The organism is Rhodococcus sp. BL-253-APC-6A1W, assembly GCF_012843405.1.
Classification (GTDB): Bacteria; Actinomycetota; Actinomycetes; order Mycobacteriales; family Mycobacteriaceae; genus Rhodococcus.
Window position 1 is genome coordinate 1 of record NZ_JABAFB010000014.1, and the last position, 24231, is coordinate 24231.

Below are 24231 nucleotides of genomic sequence, written 5' to 3' on the forward strand. Positions count from 1 at the left end.
TCAGAAAGTCCACGGTCAGCTTGTTGAATTCGTCGAACTTCTCGAGTTGCGCCCAGTGGCCGCAGCCGCCGAACACGTGCAGTTGCGCGCGGGGAATCATCTTCAGTGCGACCAGCGCGCCGTCGAGCGGGTTGACCCGGTCTTCCCGGCCCCAGATGAGAAGGACGCGCTGGCGCAGCCTGTAGGCGTCGCGCCACAGCATGCCCTTCTCGAACTCTCCGCTGGAGAAGGACTTGCCCATGGCTTTCGCAGCGGCCAGCGATTCCGGTGTGCTCGCGGCAGCGAATCGCTCCTCGACGAGTTCGGGTGTGATCAACGACTGGTCGAACACCATGATCCGCAGGAAGGCTTCGAGGTTCTCGCGGGTGGGCTGGTAGCCGAACTTGCCGAGGTTCTTCACGCCCTCGGTGGGATCGGGCGCGAACAGGTTGACGCTCAGGCCCCCGGGGCCCATCAGCACGAGCCTCCCGGCGCGATCGGGATAGTCGAGTGCGAACCGCACCGCCGCGCCGCCGCCGAGCGAATTGCCCAGCAGGTGCACTCGATCGGTGATGCCGAGGGTGTCGAGCAGATCGGCCAGCGCCGACGCGCTGTGCACGAAGTACTGCGGATGCTCGGTGGGCTTGTCCGAACGTCCGTAACCCGGCTGGTCGACGGCGATTACGTGGAATCGCCGTGCGAGTACCGGAATGTTCTTGGCGAAGTTCGACCACGAGGACGCGCCCGGGCCGCCACCGTGCAGCAACACGATCGTGGTGTCGTGACCGACGCCCGCCTCGTGATAGTGCAGGCGCAGATCGTCGCGCACCTGCGCGAAACGGGAGGTGGACTCGTAGGTGAGCTCTTCTGTTGCAGTCACAGGCGTTCCTAGACCATCGTGTCGGTGAGCGGGAGACCGAACTCGGCGGCGCCGAACATCACGTACGCGCGCTCGGCGTCGTTGGCGGCATGCACCCGGCCGGCGTGGGCGTCGCGCCAGAAACGCTGAATCGGCGTCCCGTTGGCGAGCGCGGTGGCGCCGGAGTTCTCGAAGAGCCGGTCGATCGAGGCGATGGCCCGGCCGGTCGCGCGGACCTGGTCGCGGCGTGCCCGCAGGCGGATCTCCATCGGAACGTCTTCGCCGCGCAGGAGGCACGCGTATTCGTCCGCGACGTTGCCCGAGAGCTGACGCCACGCGGCATCGATGTCGCTCGACGCCTCGGCGATACGGATCTTCGCGAACGGGTCGTCCTTCGCCTTCTCACCCGCGTAGGCGGCGCGCACACGCTTGCCCTGGTGCTCGACGTGCGCGTCGTACGCTCCGTACGCCATGCCGACGATCGGCGCCGAAATGGTTGTGGGATGAATTGTGCCCCACGGCATCTTGTAGACGGGAGCAGTATTCTGCTCGAGACCGGGTGAGGCGAGTTCGTTCATCGCCCTGAAGCTCAGGAATCGATGGCGGGGCACCACGACGTCCTTGACGACGATGGTGTTCGAACCCGTGCCACGCAGGCCCACCACGTTCCACACGTCGTCGATCTCGTACTCGGATCGCGGGATCAGGAAGCTGCCGAAGTCGACGGGACGCCCGTCCTTGATCACGGGACCGCCGACGACCACCCAGCTCGCGTGGTCGCAGCCGGACGACCACGCCCACGCACCGTTGACCTTGTAACCGCCGTCGACCACTTCACCCGCGCCCATCGGGGCGTAGGACGAGGAGATCCGGACGTCGGGATCGTCGCCCCACACCTCTTCCTGCGCCTCCTGGCCGAACAACGCCAGGTGCCAGTTGTGCACGCCGATGATGCCGGAAACCCACCCGGTGGAACCGCACGCACTCGCGATGTTGCGTACCGCGGTGTAGAAGGTCACCGGGTCCGCTTCGTACCCGCCCCACTGCGCCGGTTGCAGCAACCGGAAGAAGCCGGCTTCCTGAAGTGCCTTGACCGAATCATCCGGGACGCGGCGCAGATCCTCGGCCTCCTGCGCGCGTTCGCGCAGGGTGGGCAGCAGTGCGTCGATCCGCTGCAGTACCTCGTGACTGTCGTGGTCACCCACTGGACGCTCCCGTCTGTTCAGGAATTGATCGCTTGTACCGAGACTAGAACATGTTCCTATTCGTGTCGAGGATCGGGAGATCAGCGCATACACCCCCAAACACTCAGGACCAAAGTCCCGGTTCACTTCCCCTCGAGGCCAGAATTCTATAACGTGTTCTAACAGGAGATTGCGGAAGGAAGTGAGCTGACATGGCGCAGATTCGCGAGATCGACATCGGAGAAGCCCGGACACGGTTCGCCCGGGGCTGGCATTGCCTCGGGCTCAGCAGGACGTTCGCCGACGGGCGTCCTCACGCCGTCGAAGCCTTCGGCACCAAACTGGTGGTCTGGGCCGACAGCAAGGGCGAACTGAACGTGCTCGACGGCTACTGCCGCCACATGGGCGGTGACCTCACCCAGGGCGAGATCAAGGGCGACTCGGTGGCGTGCCCGTTCCACGACTGGCGCTGGGGTGGCAACGGCAAGTGCACCGAGATCCCGTATTCGCGCCGAGTTCCCCCGCTGGCACGCACCCGCGCCTGGACCACGATGGTCAAGCACGGCCAGTTGTTCGTGTGGAACGACCCCGAGGGTAATCCGCCGCCCACCGAGGTCACGATTCCCGACATCGAGCACCACGGCACGGGCGAATGGACGGACTGGACCTGGAACCAGATCCTCATCGAGGGCGCCAACTGCCGGGAGATCATCGACAACGTCGTGGATATGGCGCACTTCTACTACATCCACTTCGCGTTCCCGACCTTCTTCAAGAACGTGTTCGAAGGCCATATCGCGGAGCAGTACCTCAACACGCGCGGCCGGCCCGACAAGGGGATGTCGACGCAGTACGGGATCGAATCGACGCTCGAGTCGTACGCCGCGTACTACGGCCCCTCGTACATGATCAACCCGATGACCAACAGCTACGGCGGATACAACGTCGAGTCGGTACTGATCAACTGCCACTACCCCGTGACGCACGACTCGTTCATGCTGCAGTACGGCATCATCGTGAAGAAGCCGACCGGGATGTCCGACGAGCAGTCGGACAAGCTGGCGGCAAAGTTCACCGAGGGGATCGGCGAAGGTTTCCTCCAGGACGTGGAGATCTGGAAGAACAAGACCAAGATCGAGAACCCCTTGCTGTGCGACGAGGACGGCCCCGTCTACCAGCTCCGTCGCTGGTATGAGCAGTTCTATGTCGACGTCGCCGATGTCACCGAAAAGATGACGGGCCGTTTCGAATTCGAGGTCGACACCGCCAAGGCCAACGAGTCCTGGGAAAAAGAGGTCGCCGAGAATCTGGCGCGCAAGTCGGCAGAAGAGAAGTCCGGCAAGCAGGAAGCCGAGGTCTGACGATGAGTTCCTCGACCCGGCAGAGAAGATGGGCGAAGTCACCGGATTTCGCCGATCGGCCCGATCGGGTCGAGGCCATCGCCACCCAGACCGCAATCGACAAGATCAACTATCTCGATTCCGGTCAGCACGAGGTGAGATGTCGCCGGTGCGGCACGTGTGTGCTGGTGCGTAAGAACAGCTACAAACACACCAGCGTGCAGTGGCAGGAGAATCCCGACGCGGTGTGCCCCACCTTCCGCGACTCCGGCGTAGTCCCCGGTGCGTCGATCAGCCCCCGCGAAGGGTGCCCGCAGTTGCAGGCTTCCATCGATCAGGCGGTGCTCGACGGAACGATCAACATTCCCGACGCGTCGTAGAAGGCGTCACTCTCGCGCGACGGGCACGCACTCGTCGAGCAGGGCCACGATGTCGCGCCACGCCCGGTCCGCGTGGCGCGCATGGTAACCGACGCCGGGAAGTACGACCTGCCCGTCCGTCGGGTGATGGAAGGCATGCAACGCACCGCCGTAGACCACCAGGCGCCAGTCGACGCCCGCGTCCTGCATCTCGGCCGCGAACGCATCCCGCTGCGCCGGCGGCATGATCGGATCCTCCGATCCCACCCCGGCCCACACCGGGCACCGGATGCGCGTCGCCCCGCCGGGCCTTCCGGTGGTCAGCGCGTTGATCGTTCCGATCGCGCGCAGGTCCGCGCCGTCACGCCCCAGTTCCAGCGCGATCGCACCGCCGGTGCCGTAGCCGACCGCCGCGATCCGCTCCGGATCGGTCCGTGGCTCCGCGCGCACCACATCCAGCGCCGCCCGGCCCATGGCCAGCATCCGGCCGGGGTCCGCGAGCAAGGGTGTCAGGTACGCGAGCATCTCCGCCGGGTCGGAGAACCAGCGCCCACCGTTGTGATCGAAAGCGAAAGCGACGTAGCCGAGTTCGGCGAGGGCGTCGGCCCGCAGCCACTGGAAGTCGTTCAGCCCTGGCCCTTCCGGTCCGATCAGGACCGCAGGCCGGAGGTCGGCACCGCTCGGCAGAGCCAGGTGTCCGACCATCGTCAGGCCGTCCGCCGGATACTCGACCGTACGCGTGGCGATCGTCATGAATTCGGACTGTAGCGAGCGCCCGGCCCGATCGTGCGGTATTCAGCCCGGCAAAGATAAAGGGCCCCTCGCCGTCCCCCGCCCGCATCTTGTCCTGGGGCACAACCCAACGCACACATCCCCGGCGAAAGAGTTCGCCGGGGATGTGTCGAGATATCACTTCACAGTGGCTGTTCGGAACAGTGACCGTTCGGAACAGTGGACGGGCAGAACACGTCGTTCGGTCGCCGTCCCCCACCGGCCTACTGGCTGGGCTCGGGCATTCCCTCGCACTGGACCTGCGGGTTCACACCCACATAGTTGAGCGGACCTGCTACGACGGTGGTTGCCACCGTTGCCAGGCTGCTGCAGTTCTGCGGGGAATCCTCGAAGTAGCCTCGCTGCCACCCAGCGACGGCCCCGATCACCAGCCAGACCAGCACCAAGAGAGTCAACAAACGCACGGCTCCACCTCGCAGTCGATGATGTGTCCGAGGGTTCGGACGGCTGCGGATACCCACCTCGGAAACGAACAAACCTCCCTATGTCCGCCAAGCGGTCAATCCGGTCATACGGCGCCATTCGGCGACGCCCCCGTCTCCACCGGTTCGAGACGGTCCCCTGCACCCGGCTTCCGCCGTCGATACTGGAACGCGTTCCGGTCGCCGCTCTCTGTACCGGCAGTGGGGTTGTACAGAAAAGATGGACTCCACACCCCCTCGTTCTATAACGTGTTCTACATGAGCAATCAGGAATACGACATTGTCGTCGTCGGCAGTGGCGCCGGCGGAATGACCGCCGCGATCACAGCTGCCCGCAAGGGGTCGAGTGTCGTCCTGATCGAGAAGGCATCCCGGTACGGCGGATCGAGCGCCCGCTCCGGCGGCGGCGTGTGGATTCCCAACAACGACGCCCTCGCGGCCGCCGGCGTGCAGGACACTCCCGAGGCCGCTCGCACGTACCTCCACAGCATCATCGGCGATGTCGTGCCCGCCGAGAAGATCGATACCTACATCGATCGCGGGCCCGAGATGCTGTCGTTCGTGCAGAAGCACAGTGCGCTCGAATTGCAATGGGTTCCAGGCTATTCCGATTACTACCCGGAGGCGCCCGGCGGGCGAGCAGGGGGGCGCTCGGTGGAGCCGACACCGTTCGACGGCCGCCGCCTCGGCGACGATCTCGCTTTGCTCGAGCCCGATTACGCGCGCGCCCCGAAGAACTTCGTCATCACCCAGGCCGATTACAAATGGCTGAACCTGCTGGTGCGCAACCCCCGCGGACCCCTCCGTGCCGTTCGGGTCGGAGCGCGATTCGTGTGGGCCAACATCACCAAGAAGCACCTTCTGGTGCGCGGCCAGGCGCTGATGGCCGGCCTGCGCATCGGTCTGCGGGACGCCGGCGTTCCGTTGCTCCTCGATACCGCGCTGACCGACCTGTTCGTCGAGGACGGTGTGGTGCGCGGGGTGACCGTCGACGCGCACGGCGAGCAGCAGATCATCCGTGCCCGCAAGGGCGTGATCCTCGCCAGCGGCGGGTTCGAGCACAACGAGGAGATGCGCAAGAAGTACCAGCGCGCGCCGATCGGCACCGAATGGACGGTGGGAGCCAAAGCCAACACCGGCGACGGAATCCTGGCGGGCCAAAAGCTCGGGGCTGCAGTGGACTTCATGGACGACGCGTGGTGGGGTCCGTCCTTCCCGCTCACCGGCGGTCCGTGGTTCGCCCTGTCGGAACGAAGCCTGCCCGGCTGCATGATGGTCAACAGTGCCGGAAAACGATTCGTGAACGAGTCCGCGCCCTATGTCGAGGCGACACACGCGATGTACGGCGGGAAGTACGGCCGTGGCGACGGACCCGGGGAGAACATTCCGAGTTGGCTCATCCTCGATCAGCGCTACCGCGATCGGTACACCTTCGCCGGTATCACCCCGCGAACGCCCTTTCCCGGCCGCTGGGAGAAGGCAGGAGTGCTCGTCAAGGCCGGCTCGATCAGCGAACTCGCCGAGAAGATCGGCGTCCCTGCCGCAGCGCTCACCGACACCGTCGAACGGTTCAACGGTTTCGCGCGTGCCGGTAAAGACGAGGACTTCGGCCGCGGCGAGTCGGAATACGACCACTACTACGGCGATCCCCGCAACAAGCCCAACCCGAGCCTCGGCGTCGTCGACAAGGCGCCGTTCTACGCGTTCAAGGTCGTGCCCGGCGATCTCGGCACCAAGGGCGGCCTCGTCACCGACGTCCACGCGCGGGTGCTGCGCGAGGACGGCACCGTGATCGCGGGGCTCTACGCGACGGGCAACGTCGGTTCACCCGTCATGGGACACACGTACGCCGGGCCGGGGGCAACGATCGGCCCCGCGATGACCTTCGGATATCTGGCAGTCCTCGACATCCTCGACTCCGATCACGGTGACCCCGTCGACGACGAACTGACCGAACCCGCCGAAAGCCGCTGACCGATACCGGGCCACCGCGCCGCCGTATTCGCGAAAGGACAACATCGCGTGCCCATCGACCCCGCCGTCGCACTCGGCGCCGAGTTGCCCGCCCAGGAATTCTCCTGGTCGAGCAGCGACATCCAGCTCTACAACCTCGGTCTCGGTGCCGGATCCCGGCCCACCGACGCCGGCGAACTGCGATATCTCGGGGACCACGCACCGCAGGCGCTGCCCACGTTCGCGACGGTCGCGGCCACGTTCCACCAGATCGAACCGCCGAAGGTGTCCTTTCCCGGAATCGAGATCGATCTCGCCAAGGTCGTGCACGGCAGTCAGGAAGTGCTCGTGCACGCGCCCATCCCGCCGTCGGGCAAAGGCCGCACCGTCACCCGCATCTCCGAGGTGTGGGACAAGGGCAAGGCCGCCGTGATCGTGCAGGAATCCACCACAGAAGACCCCGACGGTAATCCTCTGTGGACGGCCCGATCGTCGATCTTTGCGCGCGGTGAAGGTGGATTCGGCGGAGAACGCGGACCGTCCGAGTCGGTGGAGCTTCCCGACCGGGAACCGGATGCCGAGATCGATGTCCCAACTCTTCCGCAACAGGCGCTGCTGTACCGGTTGTGCGGGGACCGCAATCCCCTGCATTCCGATCCCGAGTTCGCGGCGGCCGCCGGCTTCCCCGCTCCGATCCTGCACGGGCTGTGCACCTACGGAATCGTGTGCAAAGCCGTCACCGACCGGCTCCTCGATGCGGACGCCGCCCGAGTCGCCGGTTTCCGGGCACGGTTCGCCGGCGTGGTGTTCCCCGGGGAGACCCTTCGCATACGGGTCTGGGACGAAGGGTCCCTCAAGCTTGCGACCGCCTCGGTGGTCGAGCGTGACTTCGCGCCGGCATTGGCCGATGTCGTCCTGACCGTGTCGTGACAACATAACCCTGGGGAAAGTAAACACACACATGGCAATTCGAGATGCGTCGCCGTCCCTGTCCCGGCGTGGCTTCCTTGCTGTGGGCGCCGGAGCCATCGCGGCCACCGCACTGGGCGGCTGGACGCCCGTCCACGCAGTCCCTTCGGGTTCGGCCGCGAGCACCCTTCCGGCACCGCCCTCCTTTCCCGAGGGCATCGCCCTGTACCAGCAGGCGTACCAGAACTGGTCCAAAGAGATCATGCTGGACGCAATCTGGACCTGTGCGCCGCGAACACCGGATGATGTTGTTCAGCTGGTCAATTGGGGCCACCAGAACGGCTACACGATCCGGCCGCGGGGCGCGATGCACGGCTGGACGCCGCTGACGGTCGTCAACGGCGCACCCATCGACCGGGTGATCCTCGCCGACACCATCGCCCACCTCGACTGGGTGGACGTTGATCCCGGAAGTTCTCCCCCCACGGTGACGGCAGGTCCCGGCGCCACACTCGACGCCATCACGACGGCACTTCAACAGCACGGCCTCGGCTGGGCGAATCTCCCCGCACCCGGAGTCCTCACGATTGCCGGTTCGCTCGCCGTCAACGCACACGGAGCTGCTCTACCGGCCGACGGCGAATCCACCGAGCCCGGACACACCTTCGGGTCGTTGAGCAACCACGTCACCGAGCTCACCGCCGTCGTATGGGACGGAAGCGCGTATTCGTTGCGCACGTTCACCCGCGCCGATCCCGATATCTCGCCGTTGCTGTGCCATCTGGGCCGCACGTTCGTCACCTCCGTGACCCTGCAGGCGGGACCGAACTACCGCATGCGCTGTCAGAGCTTCACCGACATCCCGTGGGACGAGTTGTTCTCTCTCCCCGGCGCCCAGGGCCGCACCTTCGAGTCGTTCGTGCGCAGTACCGGGCGCGCCGAGGCCATCTGGTACCCCTTCACCGACAAGCCGTGGCTGAAAGTCTGGTCTCTCGCTCCCGAGAAGCCGGCCTCGTCCCGAGAAGTACACGGGCCGTACAACTATCCGTTCTCCGACAACGTCCCGGAGCCGATCACCGATCTGCTGGGCCAGTTGACGGCCGGCAACACCGCGATCGCCCCGGCGTTCGGGCAGACCTATTACGGTGTGACGGTCGCGGGATTGGCGGCGACGGCGTCGTCCGATATCTGGGGATGGTCGAAGGACCTGCAGTTCTACATCAAAGCGACGACACTGCGTCTCACCGAGGGCGGGGGCGCCGTACTCACCGATCGCGCCAATATCGCCACCGTGATTCACGACTTCACGCACTGGTTCCAGGAGCGGATCGAGCACTACCGCGCGCTCGGGCAGTACCCGCTCAACGGGCCGGTGGAGATCCGCTGTTGTGGTCTGGACCGGCCGGAAGATGTTCTCGTGCCGTCCGCCGGGTCACCGACGCTCGCGTCGACGCGTCCGCGCCCCGACCACCCGGAGTGGGACACAGCCATCTGGCTCAATGTGCTGGGTGTGCCCGGAACACCCGGCATGTTCGCGTTCTACCGCGAAATGGAACAGTGGATGAGACAGCGGTACAACGGCGAAGATTCGACGTTCCGGCCGGAATGGTCGAAAGGGTGGGCATTCGGCCCGGACCTGCCGTACACCGATGCGACCATCGTCTCCCAGAGCCTGCCCGACACCTATCGCGAAGGCGTTCCGTCCGAGGACAATTGGGATTCGGCACGAGCGGTGTTCAACCGGCTGGATCCTCATCGCGTCTACAGCAACAGCTTCATCGACACGTTGCTGCCCTGACCGGTCTCGTCAGCTTTGCTAATGTTCTGCCCCATGCGGAATCTGCGGCGGTGGGCTGGTGCGGTAGCGGTACCGATCTTGGTGCTGGGAGGCGGGGTGACGCTCGCCGGAACGGCGTCGGCGCTGCCCGACACCGGTTCGGTCATCCTGCCCTCGGGGGACGACACCGCAGTAACCTTCGACGCCGACGGCAGTACGTTCCACGGCAGTCTCCGACTCCCGAACGGCGCCACCACCGGTGCTGCGTTGTTGCTGCCCGGTAGCGGTCCGACCGATCGCAACGGCAATCAGCCGGGGGTCGCATCCTCCGATGTGCTGCTGAGGGTCGCCGATTCGCTTGCAGCCCAAGGAATCGCCAGCCTTCGATTCGACAAGATCGGGGCCGGCGACACAGGGCTCGGAAAGTTCACAGCGGAGACCGTCGGCGAGTACGGTTTCGTCGACCAGGTCGATCACGCCGCGGCCGCAGCCGACCTGCTCGCCACCCGGACGGGATTCGCCACGTCGGACGTCCTCGTCCTCGGGCACAGCGAAGGCGGCCTGACCGCACTCGCTCTCGCCGACAGGGGAATCGGTGACGGGTTCGGGCTTCTCCAGCCCCTCCCGATGCGCTATCTCGACCTGCTGTCGGCACAGATCACCGCCGTGGCAGAGTCCGGGCAGCTGAGCCCGGACCAGGCCGAAGCGGTGCGTGCCGACGTGCCGCGGACCGTGGAATCGCTGCGCGCCACAGGTACCGTACCTGCGGACCAGCATCCTCTGGTTGCGCAACTCGGGTTGAACGAGGCCAACGCCAAGTTCCTCGCCGAGGCGGACAGGCTCGATCCAGCCGCGCTGGCCGCGGGACTGGCGGCGGATACACCGGTGCTGCTCACTTGCTCGGACAAGGATCTCAACATCAGCTGCGCACAGGTCGATCCGCTGCGACGGTCTCTCGAGCACACCGACCTGCAGTTCGAGCACTTCGCTACCGCGAACCACAGCCTCGAAGAACTCGGCCCGCTGCCTCCGAGCCCCGCCGACGTGGTGGCATTGCTCCCCGTCTCGGCGGAGTTCGCGGTGGCGATCAACGACTGGGCAACTCGCCAAGCACGCTGATTCCACCACCGCGAGCGTCCTGCGGGATACCCGATCCACTGGAAACTCGGTGCACCGGAAAACTCAGCGGCTGACCGCTTTCTGATACCGGTAGATCGCGAACGGTACGAACACGATCAGTATCAGCGCCGTCCACAGGAGCGACGCGAGGATCGGATTCTGCAGCGGCCAGACGTCCGGCGGCGGAACCATCGGGTTGGTGTTCCCGAACAGGTTTCGCACGGCCTGCGTGAGTGCCGACAGCGGATTCCACTCGGCGATCGTGCGGAGGACAGGCGGCATGGACGACGGATCGACGAAGGTGTTCGCGACGAACGACAACGGGAAGATCACCATGAAGCTCGCGTTGTTGAACACCTCGGGCGTCCGGACCCACATTCCGACCACGGCCATCACCCACGACAACGCGTAGGCGAACAGCAGCAACAGAAGGTAACCCGCTACGGCCTCCCCGAAGGACGAGTGGATCCTCCACCCCACCACCAGACCGGTCAGCGACATCACCACGAGGCTGACCACGTTGATGAGCACGTCCGTGGTCGTCCGTCCGATCAGGACGGCCGAGGGTGCCATGGGCAGCGACCGGAACCGATCGATGATGCCTTTCTGCAGGTCTTCGACCATTCCCAGACCGGTCCACGTGGACCCGAAGATCACCGTCTGAGTGAAGATGCCGGCGATGAGGAATTCGCGATACGACATTCCGGGAATGTCGATCGCGCTACCGAACACGTAGGCGAACAGCAGCACGAACATGATCGGCGAGAGCATCGTGAACACGATGAGATCGGGCACACGCTTGATCTTGATCATGTTGCGCTTGGCTATGGTGAGGCCGTCCGATGTGACCAGCTGTACCGAATTCACTGCGCCGCCTCCTCTGTCTTCTCTGCCTCGTGGCCCGTCAGGGTGAGGAACACGTCGTCGAGTGTCGGCTTTCGCAGTGCCACATCGGTCACGCGAACGCCCGCCACCGCGAGCTTCCCCAGCGCCGCGACGAGGGCTTCGGCGCCCGCCCCGCCCCCCGCGCCACTCAGGGGGACGGTGAGCGTTCCGGTTCCCGAATCGAGCTGGATCTCACCCGACGCGACCGAGGCGAGTTCGCGGCATGCGACTTGCTGGTCTCCGGCATCGGGCACACCGATTTCGATGCGTTCACCACCCACCTGGCTCTTGAGTTCGTCCGCATCACCGCGCGCGATGACCTTGCCGCGGTCGATCACCGCGATGTCGTCGGCGAGGCGCTCGGCTTCGTCCATGTACTGGGTGGTGAGCAGGAGCGTGGTGCCACGCGCCACAAGCGTGTCGATGACCTCCCACAATCCGAGCCGCGCCCGGGGGTCCAGGCCGGTGGTGGGCTCGTCGAGGAAGAGCACCGGCGGTTCGGCGACCAGCGCGCCGGCGAGGTCGAGACGTCGGCGCATACCTCCCGAATAGCCCTTGACCGGGCGATCTCCTGCCTCTTCGAGGTCGAACTGCGCGAGCAGTTCGCGCGCTCTCTCCCTGCTGCGTTTGACGCCCAGGTGGTAGAGCCTGCCGACCATCTCGAGGTTCTCGAAACCGGTGAGGTATTCGTCCACCGCCGCATACTGCCCCGATGCTCCGATGTGGGAGCGGAGTGCGCGGGCGTCGTTCACGACGTCGAAGCCCGCTACCCGCGCGCTACCGGCATCGGGCACGATCAAAGTGGTCAGTACCCGGACCGTCGTCGTCTTGCCTGCCCCGTTGGGACCGAGCAGCGCCGTGACCGTCCCTTCGGGCACCCGGAGGTCGATGCCGTCGAGGGCTTTGACATCTCCGTAGGTCTTGATCAGTCCTTCTGCGACTATGGCGTCGGCCATGAGTCCTCCCTGACTGGTGGTTGCGTCGTCAGTCTGCACTACAGGACCGACACGTTTCGACCGGTTTTCTCATCGCAGAAATCGCACACTTTCGGAATCGGCTGCTCCGGCAGTACCCGATGCACCGACCGCCCGAGGTGCGAACCCGGACTGTTCGGGGTGAGGTACGCGTGAATTCGAAGGTTGGGGCACGTCGCCCAGCACAGGTGGGTAAGCAGCGTCCTGCCCCGCGACGGAAACCGGGCGTCAGGGCCGATCACCGCCCGAAATCGCTGGCGCGGAATCAAATCGCGTGCTCTACTGAACGCTCATTCCAGGAGAAGGGGACCTGTATGACCGTACGATTCCTCCGACGCACCGCCGCTTCCGCTCTCGTTGCCGCAGGCATGTTCACCGGACTCGGCGTGGGCGCCGGAACAGCTGCTGCCGAGACTCCGATTCCGATGAACCGCTGCTGGGGCGTGAGCCCTTACATCGTGGACCAGCCGTATGCGCCGGCACGGCTGTTCGGATGGCAGACCGAACCGGGAAGGATCGAGCTGTCCCTACCCGACGTATCCAGCCTGTGGTTCTTCGCCGGTGGATATCGGTCCGACGTGCGCCTGGACTGGCACAACCGCAACACGGGTGCACGCGGAACCCTCACCGACTCCGTCACCGTCGCCTATCCGGGCAGCGGAGTGGCGCGTTTCGATGTGCGTTCGGGCCCCGGCGACGTCGAATTCACCGTCAGCGCAGTGAACAGCATTCCTTTGTGGGCCATCCCGACCACGTCGTGCGGTGGCGTCGTCACGGTCTGGTAGTCGAACGCGCCAACCGGGACAGCTGTACCCAATCCAGAACCGGCCGGGGAATCCGCATCCCCGGCCGGTCGCGGGGCACGAGGACGCGTAACGCACCCGGGGCGACGGTGCAGCGCACCGGCGACGGCATCCGCACCGACTCCCCGTCCACACCGACCGCGATGTCGTGTTCGCCCGAAAACACCACGACTTCCGTGGCCGTGCGCTGGACGAGACCTTTGGTTCGCGCGCGGCGAAGAACTCCGACGATCTGGCCGGCCCCCTGCACCGACAGAGCGATCACGCCGAGCCTGCCTCGATCGAGCCGAAGACGCCGGCCCATCCCTACCAGGTCGTCCGTGGTGTACGGATTGTTGCTGACGAGCAATGCGCGTGGACCCTCGAGGACCGTGCCGTCGATACGTGCGCACAATGCCCCGTGTGCGCTGGTGTCCAGCAGGTCGGGCAACAGGTCGAGAACGGTCTTCGCCTTGTCGTCGCGGTAGTGCGGGCTTTCCACGATCTCGGCGTAGACCCCGAAGGACGCGTTGTTGACGAAGGGCCGACCGTCGATGTGCCCGAGGTCGACGTGCAGTTCGACTCCGTCGCGCAGCGCCTCGAGACCGGCCACGGGGTCTTCCCTGTCCAGTCCGAGGTCGAGCGCGAAGTGGTTGCGTGTGCCGGCACTGATCACCAAGAACGGAATCCCTTGTTCCGCAGCCACTCCCGCGACCAGAGCCTGGGTGCCGTCGCCACCGGCAACACCGAGCAGATCGGCTCCCCGCGCCACCGCCCGGCGCGCGAGCGCCTGGACATCGACGAATTCGGGCCCGTCGAGTACTACGACCTCGGCACCGAGTTCCTCGGCACGTCGTCGCAGGTCGAAACGAACGACTTTGCCACCACCGGAGTGCGGGTTCATCACGAGGAACGGCCGGTGCACAGTCTCCGCGGGGTATTCGGACATCGTGGATTCGGAAGCACGGATCCTCAGTGCGGCGCGGGCAGATCCGAATGCCGCGAGCACGAGAGCCACCTCGAGCGGAATCACCCACAACTCGCGTTCTCGCACGATTACGACCAACACGACGATCGGAGCGCACAGCGCCGACACCAGCGCCGCCAGCCGGAGAACACCACGCCACGTGAGAAACCCGTACACCGCAGCGACGGCCACCACCACGGCCGCGATGCTCGTCACCGTGAACAGCACTGCCCCGCGCAGGCCCGCAACCACGATCGGTACGACCAGGGCCGCCGCGAGAAGAATCCAGGCGAGGCGTGCCCACCACAGTGCGAAACCGTTGTGGGACTCGTACACAGGTGCGGTCATCGTCGAGTTCCGGGCGCGCGGAGCGCGGTCACCGAGACCGTGCGGCTAAACCGCCCGGATGCGCCTACACATACGTACGCGGGTTCCAGGTGGAGACTGCCCAGATGACCACCACGTCGAGCGCGATGATGAGAATGGACCACCAGGGGTAGTACGGCAGCCACAGGAAGTTGACGATGATGGAAATCGCCGCGATGACGATGGCTGTCACGCGTGCCCAGGTGGCGCCCGTGAAGAGCGCCGCACCGATGAGGATCATCAGCGCACCGACCACGATGTGGATCCAGCCCCACGTCGTGACGTCGAATTCGTAGGTGTAGGCCACACCGACGACGAAGATTTCGTCCTCCGCGACCGCCGCGATTCCCTGCAGGAGGGACACCACGCCGAGTGTCGCGAGGATGATGGCAGCACCTACCGACGTTCCCGCGGCAATGCCTTGTTTCACGCTGGGGTCTCGTCGGGTCGCACGCATTTCTTCGGACATGGTCGTCCCTTTCGGAGGCGAGTGATAGTCGTAGTATGCGCGCGCCGACCACTCACGTCCGCAAGATCGAATTTTCTCTCCGATAGCCACGTCCGACTCGTAACATCGGCTCGTCGTCCGAGACTCGACCGTCCTCGTCTCCGCAGACCGACGTCGGAGACGTGTGGAAGCATGGCTACCGGAAACGGTTTTCGGTCCACACGCTGCATCCACCGGACACGTGTCGAAGGGACGCAGGATATCCAGCTCCATATCGGCCGGCGGACCGGATGAAAACGCCGGTGCGAATGCACAAGCCGACAAGACGACCCGCTCGTCGTGGATCCGGCTGAGTGCGCTCGTCGCCGGACTCACCGCAGTCGTCGGCGTGATGCTCCTCGCCTTCGCGCTGCCTGCCATCCATGGCGGACCCCACGACATGAGACTCGGCTTGGCCGGGCCTTCGCCCGCAGTCGACGCCGTCGCAGGAAACCTCACCCCCGATGACTGGGACGTTGTCCGCTTCGACACTCCCGAAGACCTCATCGCCGGCATCGAGAATCGCGAAGCTGCAGGCGGACTCGTTTTCGCGGCCGACGGTGTGGATGTCTACACGGCCACCGCGGGTGGCGCACCCGGCGCCGCGGCCGTCACTGCCCTCGGAACGAGCATCGCCCAGCGGCAGCAAGTGCCGGTACGGACGCACGAACTGGTGGCCTTCCCTGCGGACGACCCCCGAGGAGCCGGACTGACCGCCGCAGCGCTTCCGATGGTCTTCGGTGGACTCATTCCGGCAATTGCACTGACGCAGCTGTTCCCCGGACGCAACCGCCTGCTGCTGCGCTTCGTCGGCGTCGTGGCTTTCGCAGTGATCGCCGGTGCCGCGCTCACCGCCATCCTCCAGTTCGGCACCGGGTCACTGGCCGGAAACTACTGGCTCACCGCAGAGGGTCTCGCGCTCGGCATGGGCGCGCTGGCGTTGACCGTCCTCGGCCTCGAAGCCCTGCTCGGTCCGGTGGGCATCGGCCTCGGCGCTTTTCTGATGATGTTCGTGGGCAATCCACTCTCGGCGCTCGGGACCGGGAGCAACTGGCTTCCCGACGGATGGTCCACTTTCGGGCAGCTGCTGCCCCCCCCGGGGCGACCGGTTCACTCCTGCGCGCGAACGCGTTCTTCGGCGGCATCGGCAGCGGGTTCCCGAGCGTAGTGCTCGCTTGCTGGGTCGCGTTCGGCCTCGTCCTCGCGCTGATCGCCGCACGCCGCGAACCGAGGGGCGCGACCACAGCCGTCGACCCAGAATGAAACGGGGCATGGGATCCGTCCGCGCCCGATCGCAGTTCAGCGGGTGAGGACGAGACCGGACGTCGGCACGCCCGTGCCCGCTGTGACGAGCACGTTCTCGACGTCGTCGACCTGGTTGCACGACGTCCCGCGGATCTGGCGGACCGCTTCTGCGATTCCGTTCATGCCGTGGATGTACGCCTCGCCGAGTTGCCCACCGTGGGTGTTGATAGGCAGCCTGCCACCGAGTTCGATCCCGTCGGCCACGAAGTTCTTCGCATCGCCCCGGTCACAGAATCCCAGTTCCTCGAGTTGCATGAGCACGTACGGCGTGAAGTGGTCGTACAGGATCGCAGTCTGAATGTCCTTCGGGCCGAGGCCCGATTGTTCCCACAGCTGATTCCCGACGATGCCCATCTCCGGGAGACCTGCGAGCCCGTCGCGGTAATAGCTCGTCATGATGTATTGGTCCGGTCCGCTGCCTTGCGCCGCCGCCGCGATCACCGCGGGCACCTGCTTCAGATCCTTCGCACGCTCCGGTGTGGTCACCACCAGCGCGACACCCCCGTCCGATTCCTGACAGCAATCGAGCAGCCGCAACGGTTCCGCGATCCAGCGGGAATTCTGGTGGTCGTCCAGGGTGATGGGTTTTCCGTAGAAGAACGCCTTCGGGTTGTTCGCCGCGTGGGCGCGGTCCGCGACGGCCACCGCTCCGAAGTCCGCACCGGTGGCACCCGAGACGTGCATGTACCGCTGCGCCACCATCGCGACGAACGATGCGGGTGTGCTCAACCCGTGCGGGTAGGAGAACGCGTTGTCGGTACCGGAGGCGTTGACCTGGGCGGCGAGCGTGCTGTTCACCTGCCCGTATCGCGCGCCGGAACGTTCGTTGAACGCGCGGTACGCAACCACGACGTCGGCCACGCCGGTCGCGACAGCCATCGCCGCCTGCTGCACGGTGGCGCAGGCCGCACCGCCGCCGTAATGGATGCGCGAGAAGAACTTCAGGTTCGGGATGCCCACCGCTCGCGCGACCGCGACTTCGGTATTGGTGTCCATCGTGAACGAGACCAGGCCGTCCACGTCGGAGGGGGCGAGTCCGGCGTCGTCGAGCGCGTCCCGCACGGCTTCCGCCGCGAGTCGCAGTTCGCTCCGGCCGGAATCCTTCGAGAAGTCGGTGGCACCGATGCCCGCCACGACCGCCCTGCCCGACAGACCGCTCATTCGGCATCTCCGATCACGAGGGTGGCCTTCGCGGTGATGTGGTCGCCCAGCGCATTACGCCCGACGACGTCGACGGTGACCAGACCGTCGTCGACGGCCGCCACCGTGCCGGCGAGTGTGAGGGTGTCGTACGCGTACCAGGGCACGCCGAGGCGTAACGAAATCGACCGCACGACGGCACGAGGACCTGCCCAGTCCGTGACGTACCGCTGGACGAGGCCGGTGTCGGTGAGGATGTTGACGAAAATGTCCTCGGACCCGCGCTGCCGCGCCTTGTCGCGATCGTGGTGCACGTCCTGGAAGTCGCGGGTGGCCAACGCCGTCGAGACGACGAACGTCGGGTCGGCGTGAATCGACAAGGGTGGGAGCGCCTGCCCTGCCGTCACCGCATCGATGCTCACGAATCCTCCTCGAGGGGCTTCCAGGCGTACAGCGTCCACGGGGTTCCTTCGGTGTCGTCGTCGCCGGGAAAGTCGAGATAGGTTGCCTCCACGGGCATTCCGATTCTCACGTCCGACGGGTCGATTCCCCGGAGTTCTCCGAGCATGCGCACGCCCTCGTCGAGTTCCACGAGCGCGACGACGAAGGGAACCTGCCGGCCCGGAACTTTCGGGGCATGGTGGACGACGAAACTGAACACCGCACCCCGGCCCGACGACACCACGTAGTCGGTCGTCTCGTCCTTGTCGAGCCACAGCGCCGGTACCGGCGGGTGTTGCAACGTGCCGTCGGGGCGGCGCTGGATGCGCAACTCGTGGCCGGCGACGCCGTCCCAGAAGAACTGCGTGTCGCGCGATGCGGACGGCCGCATCATCCGTGACGGGTCCAGATCCTCGGGCACCGTGGCCCGCGGGGCGGAGTCGGCAGCCTCGCCCGGCGGAGCGAATTTGAGGATGCGGAACAGCATTTCGGCGACGACCTCGTCGCCGACCTTCCACACGTTGCGGGTGGTGAAGAACCACCCTTCCCCGAGACCGGTTTTCTTCGGACCCACCACATCCTCGAGCGTGGACTCGATGGTCACGTGCTCACCGTGGCGAAGATAGCGGTGGTAGGTCTGGTCGCAGTTGGTCGCGACCACCGAGGTGTACCCCGCGTCGTCGAGGATCTGCGTCATCCGGCCGAGTGGATCGTCCTTCTCCCGCTCGGCACCGAGACCCCGCATCGTCCAGACCTGAGCCATCGCGGGCGGTGCGACCGGACCGTCGTGCCCGGCTGCCACCGCAGCGGACTCGTCGGTGTAGATCGGGTTGTCGTCACCGATCGCCTCGAGCCAGTTCCGGATCATCGGGAGATTGACGGGATCGCGACCGAAGCGGGGTGCGGACGGTCCGTCGTTACGCACGCGTTCGGCGGCCGCAAGGATCTCGTCGGCCGTGCTCTCCGCGCCGGCCGTCTGTGCGCCTGTCACCGCGGTACCCGGGGCATACCCAGACCGGCGGTGGCGATGAGTTCTCGCATCACTTCGTTGACCCCGCCCCCGAACGTGATCACCACGTTCCGCTTGGCCATCATGTCGAGCCAGCGCAGCAGATCGGCCGTGTCGGTGTCGGCCGGGTCGCCGTGGCGTCCGACGATCTCCTCGGCGAGCCGGCAGACCCGCTGGATCCGTTCCGTGGCGAACACCTTGGTGGCCGACGCGTCGGCGATGTCGACGGCGTCGTTCTCACTCGCCGCGACCTGCCAGTTGAGAAGCTCGTTGAGCCGATGTGTCGCGTGGATCTCGCCGAGTGCGCGGCGCACGTCGGGTTCGTCCAGGAGGTTGTGCCGTCGCACCCAGTCCTGCAGATGGTCGTAGATGCCCGCGACCCGGCCCGCCGGTCCGAGCATCACGCGCTCGTGGTTGAGCTGCGTGGTGATCAGCCGCCAGCCCTTGTTCTCCTCACCGACGAGCATGTTCGCCGGCACCCGCACATCGTTGTAGTACGTGGCGTTGACGTGGTGCGCGCCGTCGCACGTGATGATGGGCGTCCAGCTGAATCCCGGGTCGGTCGTGTCGACGATGAGAATGGAGATACCCCGGTGCCTCGAGTCGGCCGAGCCGGTGCGGACAGCGAGCCAGATGTAGTCGGCGTCGTGACCCCCGGTGGTGAAGATCTTCTGCCCGTTGACCACGTACTCGTCGCCGTCACGTACAGCGGTGGTGCGCAGCGCCGCGAGGTCCGTCCCGGCTTCGGGCTCGGAGTAACCGATGGCGAAATGGACCTCACCGGCGAGGATTGCGGGTAGGAACTTCCGCTTCTGCTCGTCGGTTCCGTAGACCTGCAAGGTGGGACCGACGGTCTGCAACGTGACACCGGGCAGCGGCACGTCGGCACGCATGGCTTCGTTGGCGAAGATCTGCTGCTCGACGTCGCCGAAGCCGTGGCCGCCGAACTCGACGGGCCATCCCACTCCCAGCCATCCGTCCTTACCCATTCGGCGGACCACCTCACGGTAGGTGGGGCCGTGCCGCTCGGTGCGCATGATCGCGGCTTCGTCGGCGGAGACGAGATTCGAGAAGTAGCTGCGCAACTCGGCTTGCAGCGCACGCTGGTCGTCGGTCAGATCGATGAACACCGGGCCCCCACGAGGTCGAGTCGGTACGAAGCGCCGCCGAGCCACCGTGCAAGGTCCTTGGCGGTCGACGAGTATCTGTGCAGCGGATAGGTCGCATCCACTCCGATGCCGCCGTGCAGGTGGTGCAACACCCGCATGGCGGGAGGAAGTTCCGCAGCGATCCAGTACGCGGTGACGTCGAGATCGTCGTCGGCGTCGAGACCTCGGGAGACACGCCAGACCGAAGACAATGCGGCGACGTGCAGGGTCCGGGCGGTGACGTAGACATCCGCGATCTGCTGGGCCACTGCCTGGAAGGTGGCGAGCGGCTTACCGAACTGGTGCCGCTCACTGACGTGGCGGGCAGTGAGATCGGTTGCTCCCGAGAGCAATCCGTCCGAGTAGGCGGCTGTCGCGGCGATTGCCAGACGGTAGAGCGTCGCCACGGACTCCGCACCGTCGAGGCCGTCGCCGAGCAGGGTTCCCACCGCTCCGTCGAGCCGCATCGAGAACTCGGGGTCGCCGACCGCGGACGGACTCTCCCTCAGCGTGACGCCCTCGGCGTTCGGGTCGACCGCGACGACCCCGGAGTCGGTCGGTACCAGGACGAACCGCGCGCGATCGGCGTAGGGCACGGCCACGAACGATCCGGTGACGGCGTGCCCGCCGTCGGTGGCGGTGACGGTGGCCCCGGGCCGGCCGGGGAACGGCCGGCCCGGTTCGGCGAGCGCGGCGGAGAGGACCGCGCCGCCGGGGACACCGTCGAGCAGGACGTCCTGCTGTGCCTCGGTGGCGAGGGCGAGAACGGGAAGTACCCCGAACCCGACGGTCGGCAGCGCGGGGATCCGTGCCGCCGAACGTCCGACCTCGGTGAGCACGGTGGCAGCCTCGGCGACGCCGAGTGCCGAACCTCCGAGTCGCTCGGGCAGGGCCAGCGACAGGAGGTCGGCCTCTGCCATGGCTCTCCACAGGTCGTCGGCGCCCAGGTCGCGGGCGAGCAGGTCGGCCGCGACGCCGGCAACGTCCTCCTGCGTCTCGTCACGTGCGAAGTCCACCGTTACCACCTTCGTGCTAGAACGTGTTCCAGTTGTAGCACTTGGTGGTGTCCCGCGGGAAGGACCCCCTACTCCCGCGGAAGTCCGAGCAGCCGCTCCGCTGCGACCGTGAGCAGAATCTGCTCGGTACCACCGGCGATCGTCAGGCACCGGGTGTTGAGGAATTCGCGGGTGAGCGGACCTTCCACCCAGCCCGCCTCACCCGCGAGGTCCATGGCGAGTTCGGCGGTGTCCTGTCGCTGACGCACGCCGACGAGTTTGCGCACGCTCGAGGCAGCACCGGGATCTTGCCCACCCAGCTGGGCGAGCGTGGTGCGCAGATCGAGCAGCGACCCGGCGGTCGCCTCCCCGATCTGTACGGCGATCCGGTCGTCGGCGACGGCGTCACCCGGTGTGGACAGTTCCAGGAGTTCCTCGATCGCCGCACCGAACGACGATTTGCCCCCCATCGCCACGCGTTCGTTCGCGAGCGTGGTGCGGGCGAGTTTCCACCCGCCGCCGAGCGGACCCACGACGCAGTCGTCCGGAACGAACACCGAATCGAGGAACACCTCGTTGAACAGCGCGTCGCCGGTGATCTCCCGCAGCGGCGATACCGCGATGCCCTCCGATTTCATGTCGACGAGGAAATAGGTGATGCCCTTGTGCTTGGGTGCCTCGCGGTCGGTGCGCGCCAGGCAGATCGCCCAATCCGCTTCGTGCGCGAGCGATGTCCACACCTTCTGCCCACGCAGGATCCACCCTCCGTCCACCTTCTCCGCAGTGGTCCGGAGTGCGGCGAGATCGGAACCGGCGCCGGGCTCGGAGAACAACTGGCACCACACGATGTCGCCACGCAGCGTCGGCATCGCGAATCGTTCTCGCTGTGCCGGAGTTCCGTGCTCCAGGATCGTCGGCACAGCCCACGATCCGATCACCAGGTCGGGCCTGTCGACTCCGGCCTCGGCAAGTTCCTGCTGGATGAGGATCTGCTCGGCCGGGCCCGCCCCGCGCCCGTACGGGGGTGGCCAGTGCGGCGCGAGATACCCGGATTCGGCCAGCGCGGTACGGCGCTGCCCTTCGGGTTGCGCTGCGATGGAAGCGATGTCGTCCCGGATACGCCCACGATCGTTCTCGTGCCCGGACAGATCGATACCGAGGTGCCGGCGAGCGCCGCCGCGCGCGAGTTCGGTGACGCGGGCGCGCCACGCCGTGGAACCGCCCAGCAACTGGCGGGTGGCGACGGCGCGGCGCAGGTAGTAATGGGCGTCGTGCTCCCACGTGAAGCCGATGCCGCCGAGCACCTGGATCGCGTCCTTCGCGGTCTGCACGGCAGCGTCGAGTGCCACGGCAGCCGCAACGGCCACCGACACGGGAAGCTCGTCGGGATCGGTATCGATCGCGCGTGCCGCATCCCACGCCACGGCCCGAATCTTCTCGGTGCGGCACAGCATTTCGGCGCACAGATGTTTGACGGCCTGGAACGCGCCGATGGGTTTGCCGAACTGTTCGCGGATCTTCGCGTACTCGACCGCGGTCGTCAGTGCCCACCCGGCGATGCCGGCGAGTTCGGCCGCTGCCAGCCCCGCGGTGAGGTCCCGCACGAATCCGCTGGGGACCTCGACGACACGGTCCGCCGTCACGGCGACACCGTCCAGACGCATCCGGGCGAGAGCCCGCGACTTGTCGAGCGTGTCGAGCGGCTCGAGACGCACACCGGCAGCGTCGGCGTCGACGAGTGCCCAGCGTTCGGGATGCCCGGCCAGTCGCACGAGCACCGCGACGCCCGGCTCGGCAGCGATGGCGGGGCCCGCGTCACCGGTGAGGACGAACCCGTCGGTCGCCGGTTCCGCTCGCACCTCGGAGTCGAGTGCGAGGGCGGCCGGAAGAGCGCCCTCGACGAGTTGCGCGGTGGTCTTGGCCGTCGCGTCGCCGCCGCGGCCGAACACGAGCGCCACCGCAGCCGTGGTCAGCACCGGGCCCGCGGCCAGTTCGTGTGCGGCCTGCTCGAGCATGACCGCGAGATCGACGGTGGTCGCCCCGAACCCTCCGGATGCCTCCGGAACGGCAACACCGAACAGTCCCAGTTCCGCGAGAGACGACCACCCGTCACGCCACGCCCCGTCGGTCTCCCGACGTATGGTTGCCAGTGGAGCCGTGGCTCGTGACCAGGCATGTACGGACGCCTGAACGGCCCGCTGTTCCTCGGTGGTGGCGATACTCACAGCGGGTCTCCGCCTTTCGGAATGACATGGTTACCTAGAACGTGTTCTAATATGACACCGGTTCAGAGTCAAGGCGTGAGGATACGAAGTTATGGCCACCCCGTCCCGCTCACGTTCCAACGGCACCGGAACGTTGACCGCCCTCACCGAGGACGATCTCAGTTCCAATGCCCAGAAGGAACGTCGCAAGCGGATACTCGACGCCACCCTCGCGTTGGCGTCGAAGGGCGGATACGAAGCCGTCCAGATGCGCGCCGTCGCCGAACGGGCGGACGTCGCAGTGGGCACGCTCTACCGGTACTTCCCGTCCAAGGTCCACCTGCTGGTCTCGGCCCTCGGGCGTGAATTCGCCCGGATCGAGAGCAAGGGAAAGATCCCGCCGGGGCACAGCCCGCTGGAACGGATGCACCTCATCCTCAGTCTCATCACCAAGGCGATGCAGCGCGATCCACTTCTCACCGAGGCCATGACGCGCGCCTTCATGTTCGCCGACGCATCCGCCGCCGCCGAGGTCGACCAGGTCGGCAAGCTCATGGACCGGTTGTTCGCCAAGGCCATGAACGACGGCGAGCCCGACGAAGAGGAACTCGCGATCGCCCGCGTCATCAGCGACGTGTGGCTGTCCAACCTGGTCGCCTGGCTGACCCGCCGGTCGTCCGCGACGGATGTCGCGCGACGCCTGGAACTGACGGTCGATCTGCTGCTCGGAGAGGGTGCACGTCCGTCGTCCGCCACTGCCGGCGCCTGATGTAACGGGAAACACCACCCCGGAGGCCGCTCCGGCGGCACTCTGCCGCTTTTCTTCGCTTACCTT

General features: G+C 66.3%; 23 protein-coding genes. 9 read left to right on the forward strand and 14 right to left on the reverse strand.

What is annotated here, in order from left to right; all coding sequences use genetic code 11:
- Both hsaD and hsaA read right to left on the reverse strand, forming a co-directional pair.
- On the reverse strand, positions 1–859 hold an 859-nt coding region (hsaD, locus tag HF877_RS18870; protein ID WP_169622735.1), incomplete at its 3' end, for a 4,5:9,10-diseco-3-hydroxy-5,9,17-trioxoandrosta-1(10),2-diene-4-oate hydrolase.
- A gap of 8 nt (positions 860–867) precedes the next feature.
- The gene (hsaA, locus tag HF877_RS18875; RefSeq protein ID WP_169622736.1) at positions 868–2043 is read right to left on the reverse strand and encodes a 3-hydroxy-9,10-secoandrosta-1,3,5(10)-triene-9,17-dione monooxygenase oxygenase subunit; all 1176 of its coding nucleotides are present in this window, start codon (positions 2041–2043) and stop codon (positions 868–870) included.
- A 191-nt stretch (positions 2044–2234) separates the two neighbouring features.
- On the opposite strand from hsaA, the gene HF877_RS18880 reads away from it, so the two are divergent.
- Together HF877_RS18880 and HF877_RS18885 are read left to right on the forward strand one after the other, a co-directional pair.
- Positions 2235–3383, forward strand: coding sequence for a Rieske 2Fe-2S domain-containing protein (locus HF877_RS18880; protein WP_169622737.1), 1149 nt, complete (start codon positions 2235–2237; stop codon positions 3381–3383).
- 2 nt (positions 3384–3385) lie between these two features.
- Positions 3386–3742, forward strand: a complete 357-nt coding sequence (locus tag HF877_RS18885) for a hypothetical protein (protein ID WP_169622738.1) — start codon at positions 3386–3388, stop codon at positions 3740–3742.
- Between the two features lie 6 nt (positions 3743–3748).
- Here the strand turns inward: HF877_RS18885 and HF877_RS18890 are convergent, their stop codons facing one another.
- Together HF877_RS18890 and HF877_RS18895 are read right to left on the reverse strand one after the other, a co-directional pair.
- Positions 3749–4474 carry a dienelactone hydrolase family protein gene (locus HF877_RS18890; protein ID WP_169622739.1) on the reverse strand — a complete coding sequence of 242 codons (726 nt, stop codon included), beginning with the start codon at positions 4472–4474 and terminating at the stop codon, positions 3749–3751.
- A gap of 242 nt (positions 4475–4716) precedes the next feature.
- Positions 4717–4932 (reverse strand): hypothetical protein, encoded by a 216-nt coding sequence (locus HF877_RS18895; protein WP_206037367.1) that lies wholly within the window; start codon positions 4930–4932, stop codon positions 4717–4719.
- Positions 4933–5193: 261 nt separating this feature from the next.
- On the opposite strand from HF877_RS18895, the gene kstD reads away from it, so the two are divergent.
- From kstD to HF877_RS18915, 4 genes are read left to right on the forward strand one after another with little or no spacing between them, the layout of a single operon-like run.
- The gene (gene kstD / locus HF877_RS18900) at positions 5194–6909 is read left to right on the forward strand and encodes a 3-oxosteroid 1-dehydrogenase (RefSeq protein WP_206037358.1); all 1716 of its coding nucleotides are present in this window, start codon (positions 5194–5196) and stop codon (positions 6907–6909) included.
- A 48-nt stretch (positions 6910–6957) separates the two neighbouring features.
- A complete protein-coding gene (locus tag HF877_RS18905) occupies positions 6958–7818 on the forward strand; it encodes a MaoC/PaaZ C-terminal domain-containing protein (RefSeq protein ID WP_169622742.1) in 861 nt (286 codons plus the stop codon).
- A 31-nt stretch (positions 7819–7849) separates the two neighbouring features.
- Positions 7850–9595 (forward strand): cholesterol oxidase substrate-binding domain-containing protein, encoded by a 1746-nt coding sequence (locus tag HF877_RS18910; protein ID WP_169622743.1) that lies wholly within the window; start codon positions 7850–7852, stop codon positions 9593–9595.
- Between the two features lie 33 nt (positions 9596–9628).
- Positions 9629–10693 carry an alpha/beta hydrolase gene (locus HF877_RS18915; RefSeq protein ID WP_169622744.1) on the forward strand — a complete coding sequence of 355 codons (1065 nt, stop codon included), beginning with the start codon at positions 9629–9631 and terminating at the stop codon, positions 10691–10693.
- A gap of 63 nt (positions 10694–10756) precedes the next feature.
- On the opposite strand, the gene HF877_RS18920 is transcribed toward HF877_RS18915, so the two are convergent.
- The gene (locus HF877_RS18920) at positions 10757–11560 is read right to left on the reverse strand and encodes an ABC transporter permease (RefSeq protein WP_169622745.1); all 804 of its coding nucleotides are present in this window, start codon (positions 11558–11560) and stop codon (positions 10757–10759) included.
- The gene (locus HF877_RS18925; RefSeq protein WP_169622746.1) at positions 11557–12534 is read right to left on the reverse strand and encodes an ATP-binding cassette domain-containing protein; all 978 of its coding nucleotides are present in this window, start codon (positions 12532–12534) and stop codon (positions 11557–11559) included. The genes HF877_RS18920 and HF877_RS18925 overlap by 4 nt, the downstream gene beginning before the upstream one ends.
- A gap of 332 nt (positions 12535–12866) precedes the next feature.
- On the opposite strand from HF877_RS18925, the gene HF877_RS18930 reads away from it, so the two are divergent.
- Complete coding sequence (locus HF877_RS18930) at positions 12867–13337, forward strand: hypothetical protein (protein ID WP_169622747.1); 471 nt, start codon at positions 12867–12869, stop codon at positions 13335–13337.
- Here HF877_RS18930 and HF877_RS18935 read toward each other — a convergent pair.
- Together HF877_RS18935 and HF877_RS18940 are read right to left on the reverse strand one after the other, a co-directional pair.
- Positions 13324–14649: a diacylglycerol kinase family protein gene (locus HF877_RS18935; RefSeq protein ID WP_169622748.1), complete on the reverse strand. Its 1326-nt coding sequence runs from the start codon at positions 14647–14649 to the stop codon at positions 13324–13326. The two genes, HF877_RS18930 and HF877_RS18935, sit on opposite strands and share 14 nt — an antisense overlap.
- Positions 14650–14713: 64 nt before the next feature.
- On the reverse strand, positions 14714–15136 hold the full coding sequence (locus HF877_RS18940; protein ID WP_169622749.1) for a hypothetical protein: 423 nt from the start codon (positions 15134–15136) through the stop codon (positions 14714–14716).
- A 220-nt stretch (positions 15137–15356) separates the two neighbouring features.
- Here HF877_RS18940 and HF877_RS18945 point away from each other — a divergent pair, with 220 nt between their 5' ends.
- Positions 15357–16322, forward strand: a complete 966-nt coding sequence (locus tag HF877_RS18945) for an ABC transporter permease (protein ID WP_206037359.1) — start codon at positions 15357–15359, stop codon at positions 16320–16322.
- 131 nt (positions 16323–16453) lie between these two features.
- Here the strand turns inward: HF877_RS18945 and HF877_RS18950 are convergent, their stop codons facing one another.
- The 6 genes from HF877_RS18950 to HF877_RS18975 form a co-directional block, all read right to left on the reverse strand.
- Positions 16454–17620: a lipid-transfer protein gene (locus tag HF877_RS18950; RefSeq protein ID WP_169622750.1), complete on the reverse strand. Its 1167-nt coding sequence runs from the start codon at positions 17618–17620 to the stop codon at positions 16454–16456.
- Positions 17617–18021 carry a MaoC family dehydratase gene (locus HF877_RS18955; protein ID WP_169622751.1) on the reverse strand — a complete coding sequence of 135 codons (405 nt, stop codon included), beginning with the start codon at positions 18019–18021 and terminating at the stop codon, positions 17617–17619. The genes HF877_RS18950 and HF877_RS18955 overlap by 4 nt, the downstream gene beginning before the upstream one ends.
- Positions 18018–19031 carry a bifunctional MaoC family dehydratase N-terminal/OB-fold nucleic acid binding domain-containing protein gene (locus HF877_RS18960; RefSeq protein WP_169622752.1) on the reverse strand — a complete coding sequence of 338 codons (1014 nt, stop codon included), beginning with the start codon at positions 19029–19031 and terminating at the stop codon, positions 18018–18020. Before HF877_RS18960 ends, HF877_RS18955 begins: the two co-directional genes overlap by 4 nt.
- On the reverse strand, positions 19028–20179 hold the full coding sequence (locus tag HF877_RS18965) for an acyl-CoA dehydrogenase family protein (protein ID WP_169622753.1): 1152 nt from the start codon (positions 20177–20179) through the stop codon (positions 19028–19030). Before HF877_RS18965 ends, HF877_RS18960 begins: the two co-directional genes overlap by 4 nt.
- Positions 20164–21213 carry an acyl-CoA dehydrogenase family protein gene (locus HF877_RS18970; protein ID WP_169622754.1) on the reverse strand — a complete coding sequence of 350 codons (1050 nt, stop codon included), beginning with the start codon at positions 21211–21213 and terminating at the stop codon, positions 20164–20166. The genes HF877_RS18965 and HF877_RS18970 overlap by 16 nt, the downstream gene beginning before the upstream one ends.
- Before the next feature lie 68 nt (positions 21214–21281).
- The gene (locus HF877_RS18975) at positions 21282–23417 is read right to left on the reverse strand and encodes an acyl-CoA dehydrogenase (RefSeq protein WP_169622755.1); all 2136 of its coding nucleotides are present in this window, start codon (positions 23415–23417) and stop codon (positions 21282–21284) included.
- 91 nt (positions 23418–23508) lie between these two features.
- On the opposite strand from HF877_RS18975, the gene kstR reads away from it, so the two are divergent.
- On the forward strand, positions 23509–24165 hold the full coding sequence (gene kstR, locus HF877_RS18980; protein WP_169622756.1) for a cholesterol catabolism transcriptional regulator KstR: 657 nt from the start codon (positions 23509–23511) through the stop codon (positions 24163–24165).
- Positions 24166–24231 lie beyond the last annotated feature (66 nt).

What these genes read in the sequence shown, in the direction of transcription:
- HF877_RS18880 (WP_169622737.1), top strand. Translation starts at nt 2,235, where the DNA reads ATGGCGCAGATTCGCGAGATCGACATCGGAGAAGCCCGGACACGGTTC.
- HF877_RS18885 (WP_169622738.1), top strand. Translation starts at nt 3,386, where the DNA reads ATGAGTTCCTCGACCCGGCAGAGAAGATGGGCGAAGTCACCGGATTTC.
- HF877_RS18890 (WP_169622739.1), bottom strand. Translation starts at nt 4,474, where the DNA reads ATGACGATCGCCACGCGTACGGTCGAGTATCCGGCGGACGGCCTGACG.
- kstD (WP_206037358.1), top strand. Translation starts at nt 5,194, where the DNA reads ATGAGCAATCAGGAATACGACATTGTCGTCGTCGGCAGTGGCGCCGGC.
- HF877_RS18910 (WP_169622743.1), top strand. Translation starts at nt 7,850, where the DNA reads ATGGCAATTCGAGATGCGTCGCCGTCCCTGTCCCGGCGTGGCTTCCTT.
- HF877_RS18915 (WP_169622744.1), top strand. Translation starts at nt 9,629, where the DNA reads ATGCGGAATCTGCGGCGGTGGGCTGGTGCGGTAGCGGTACCGATCTTG.
- HF877_RS18925 (WP_169622746.1), bottom strand. Translation starts at nt 12,534, where the DNA reads ATGGCCGACGCCATAGTCGCAGAAGGACTGATCAAGACCTACGGAGAT.
- HF877_RS18930 (WP_169622747.1), top strand. Translation starts at nt 12,867, where the DNA reads ATGACCGTACGATTCCTCCGACGCACCGCCGCTTCCGCTCTCGTTGCC.
- HF877_RS18935 (WP_169622748.1), bottom strand. Translation starts at nt 14,649, where the DNA reads ATGACCGCACCTGTGTACGAGTCCCACAACGGTTTCGCACTGTGGTGG.
- HF877_RS18940 (WP_169622749.1), bottom strand. Translation starts at nt 15,136, where the DNA reads ATGTCCGAAGAAATGCGTGCGACCCGACGAGACCCCAGCGTGAAACAA.
- HF877_RS18950 (WP_169622750.1), bottom strand. Translation starts at nt 17,620, where the DNA reads ATGAGCGGTCTGTCGGGCAGGGCGGTCGTGGCGGGCATCGGTGCCACC.
- kstR (WP_169622756.1), top strand. Translation starts at nt 23,509, where the DNA reads ATGGCCACCCCGTCCCGCTCACGTTCCAACGGCACCGGAACGTTGACC.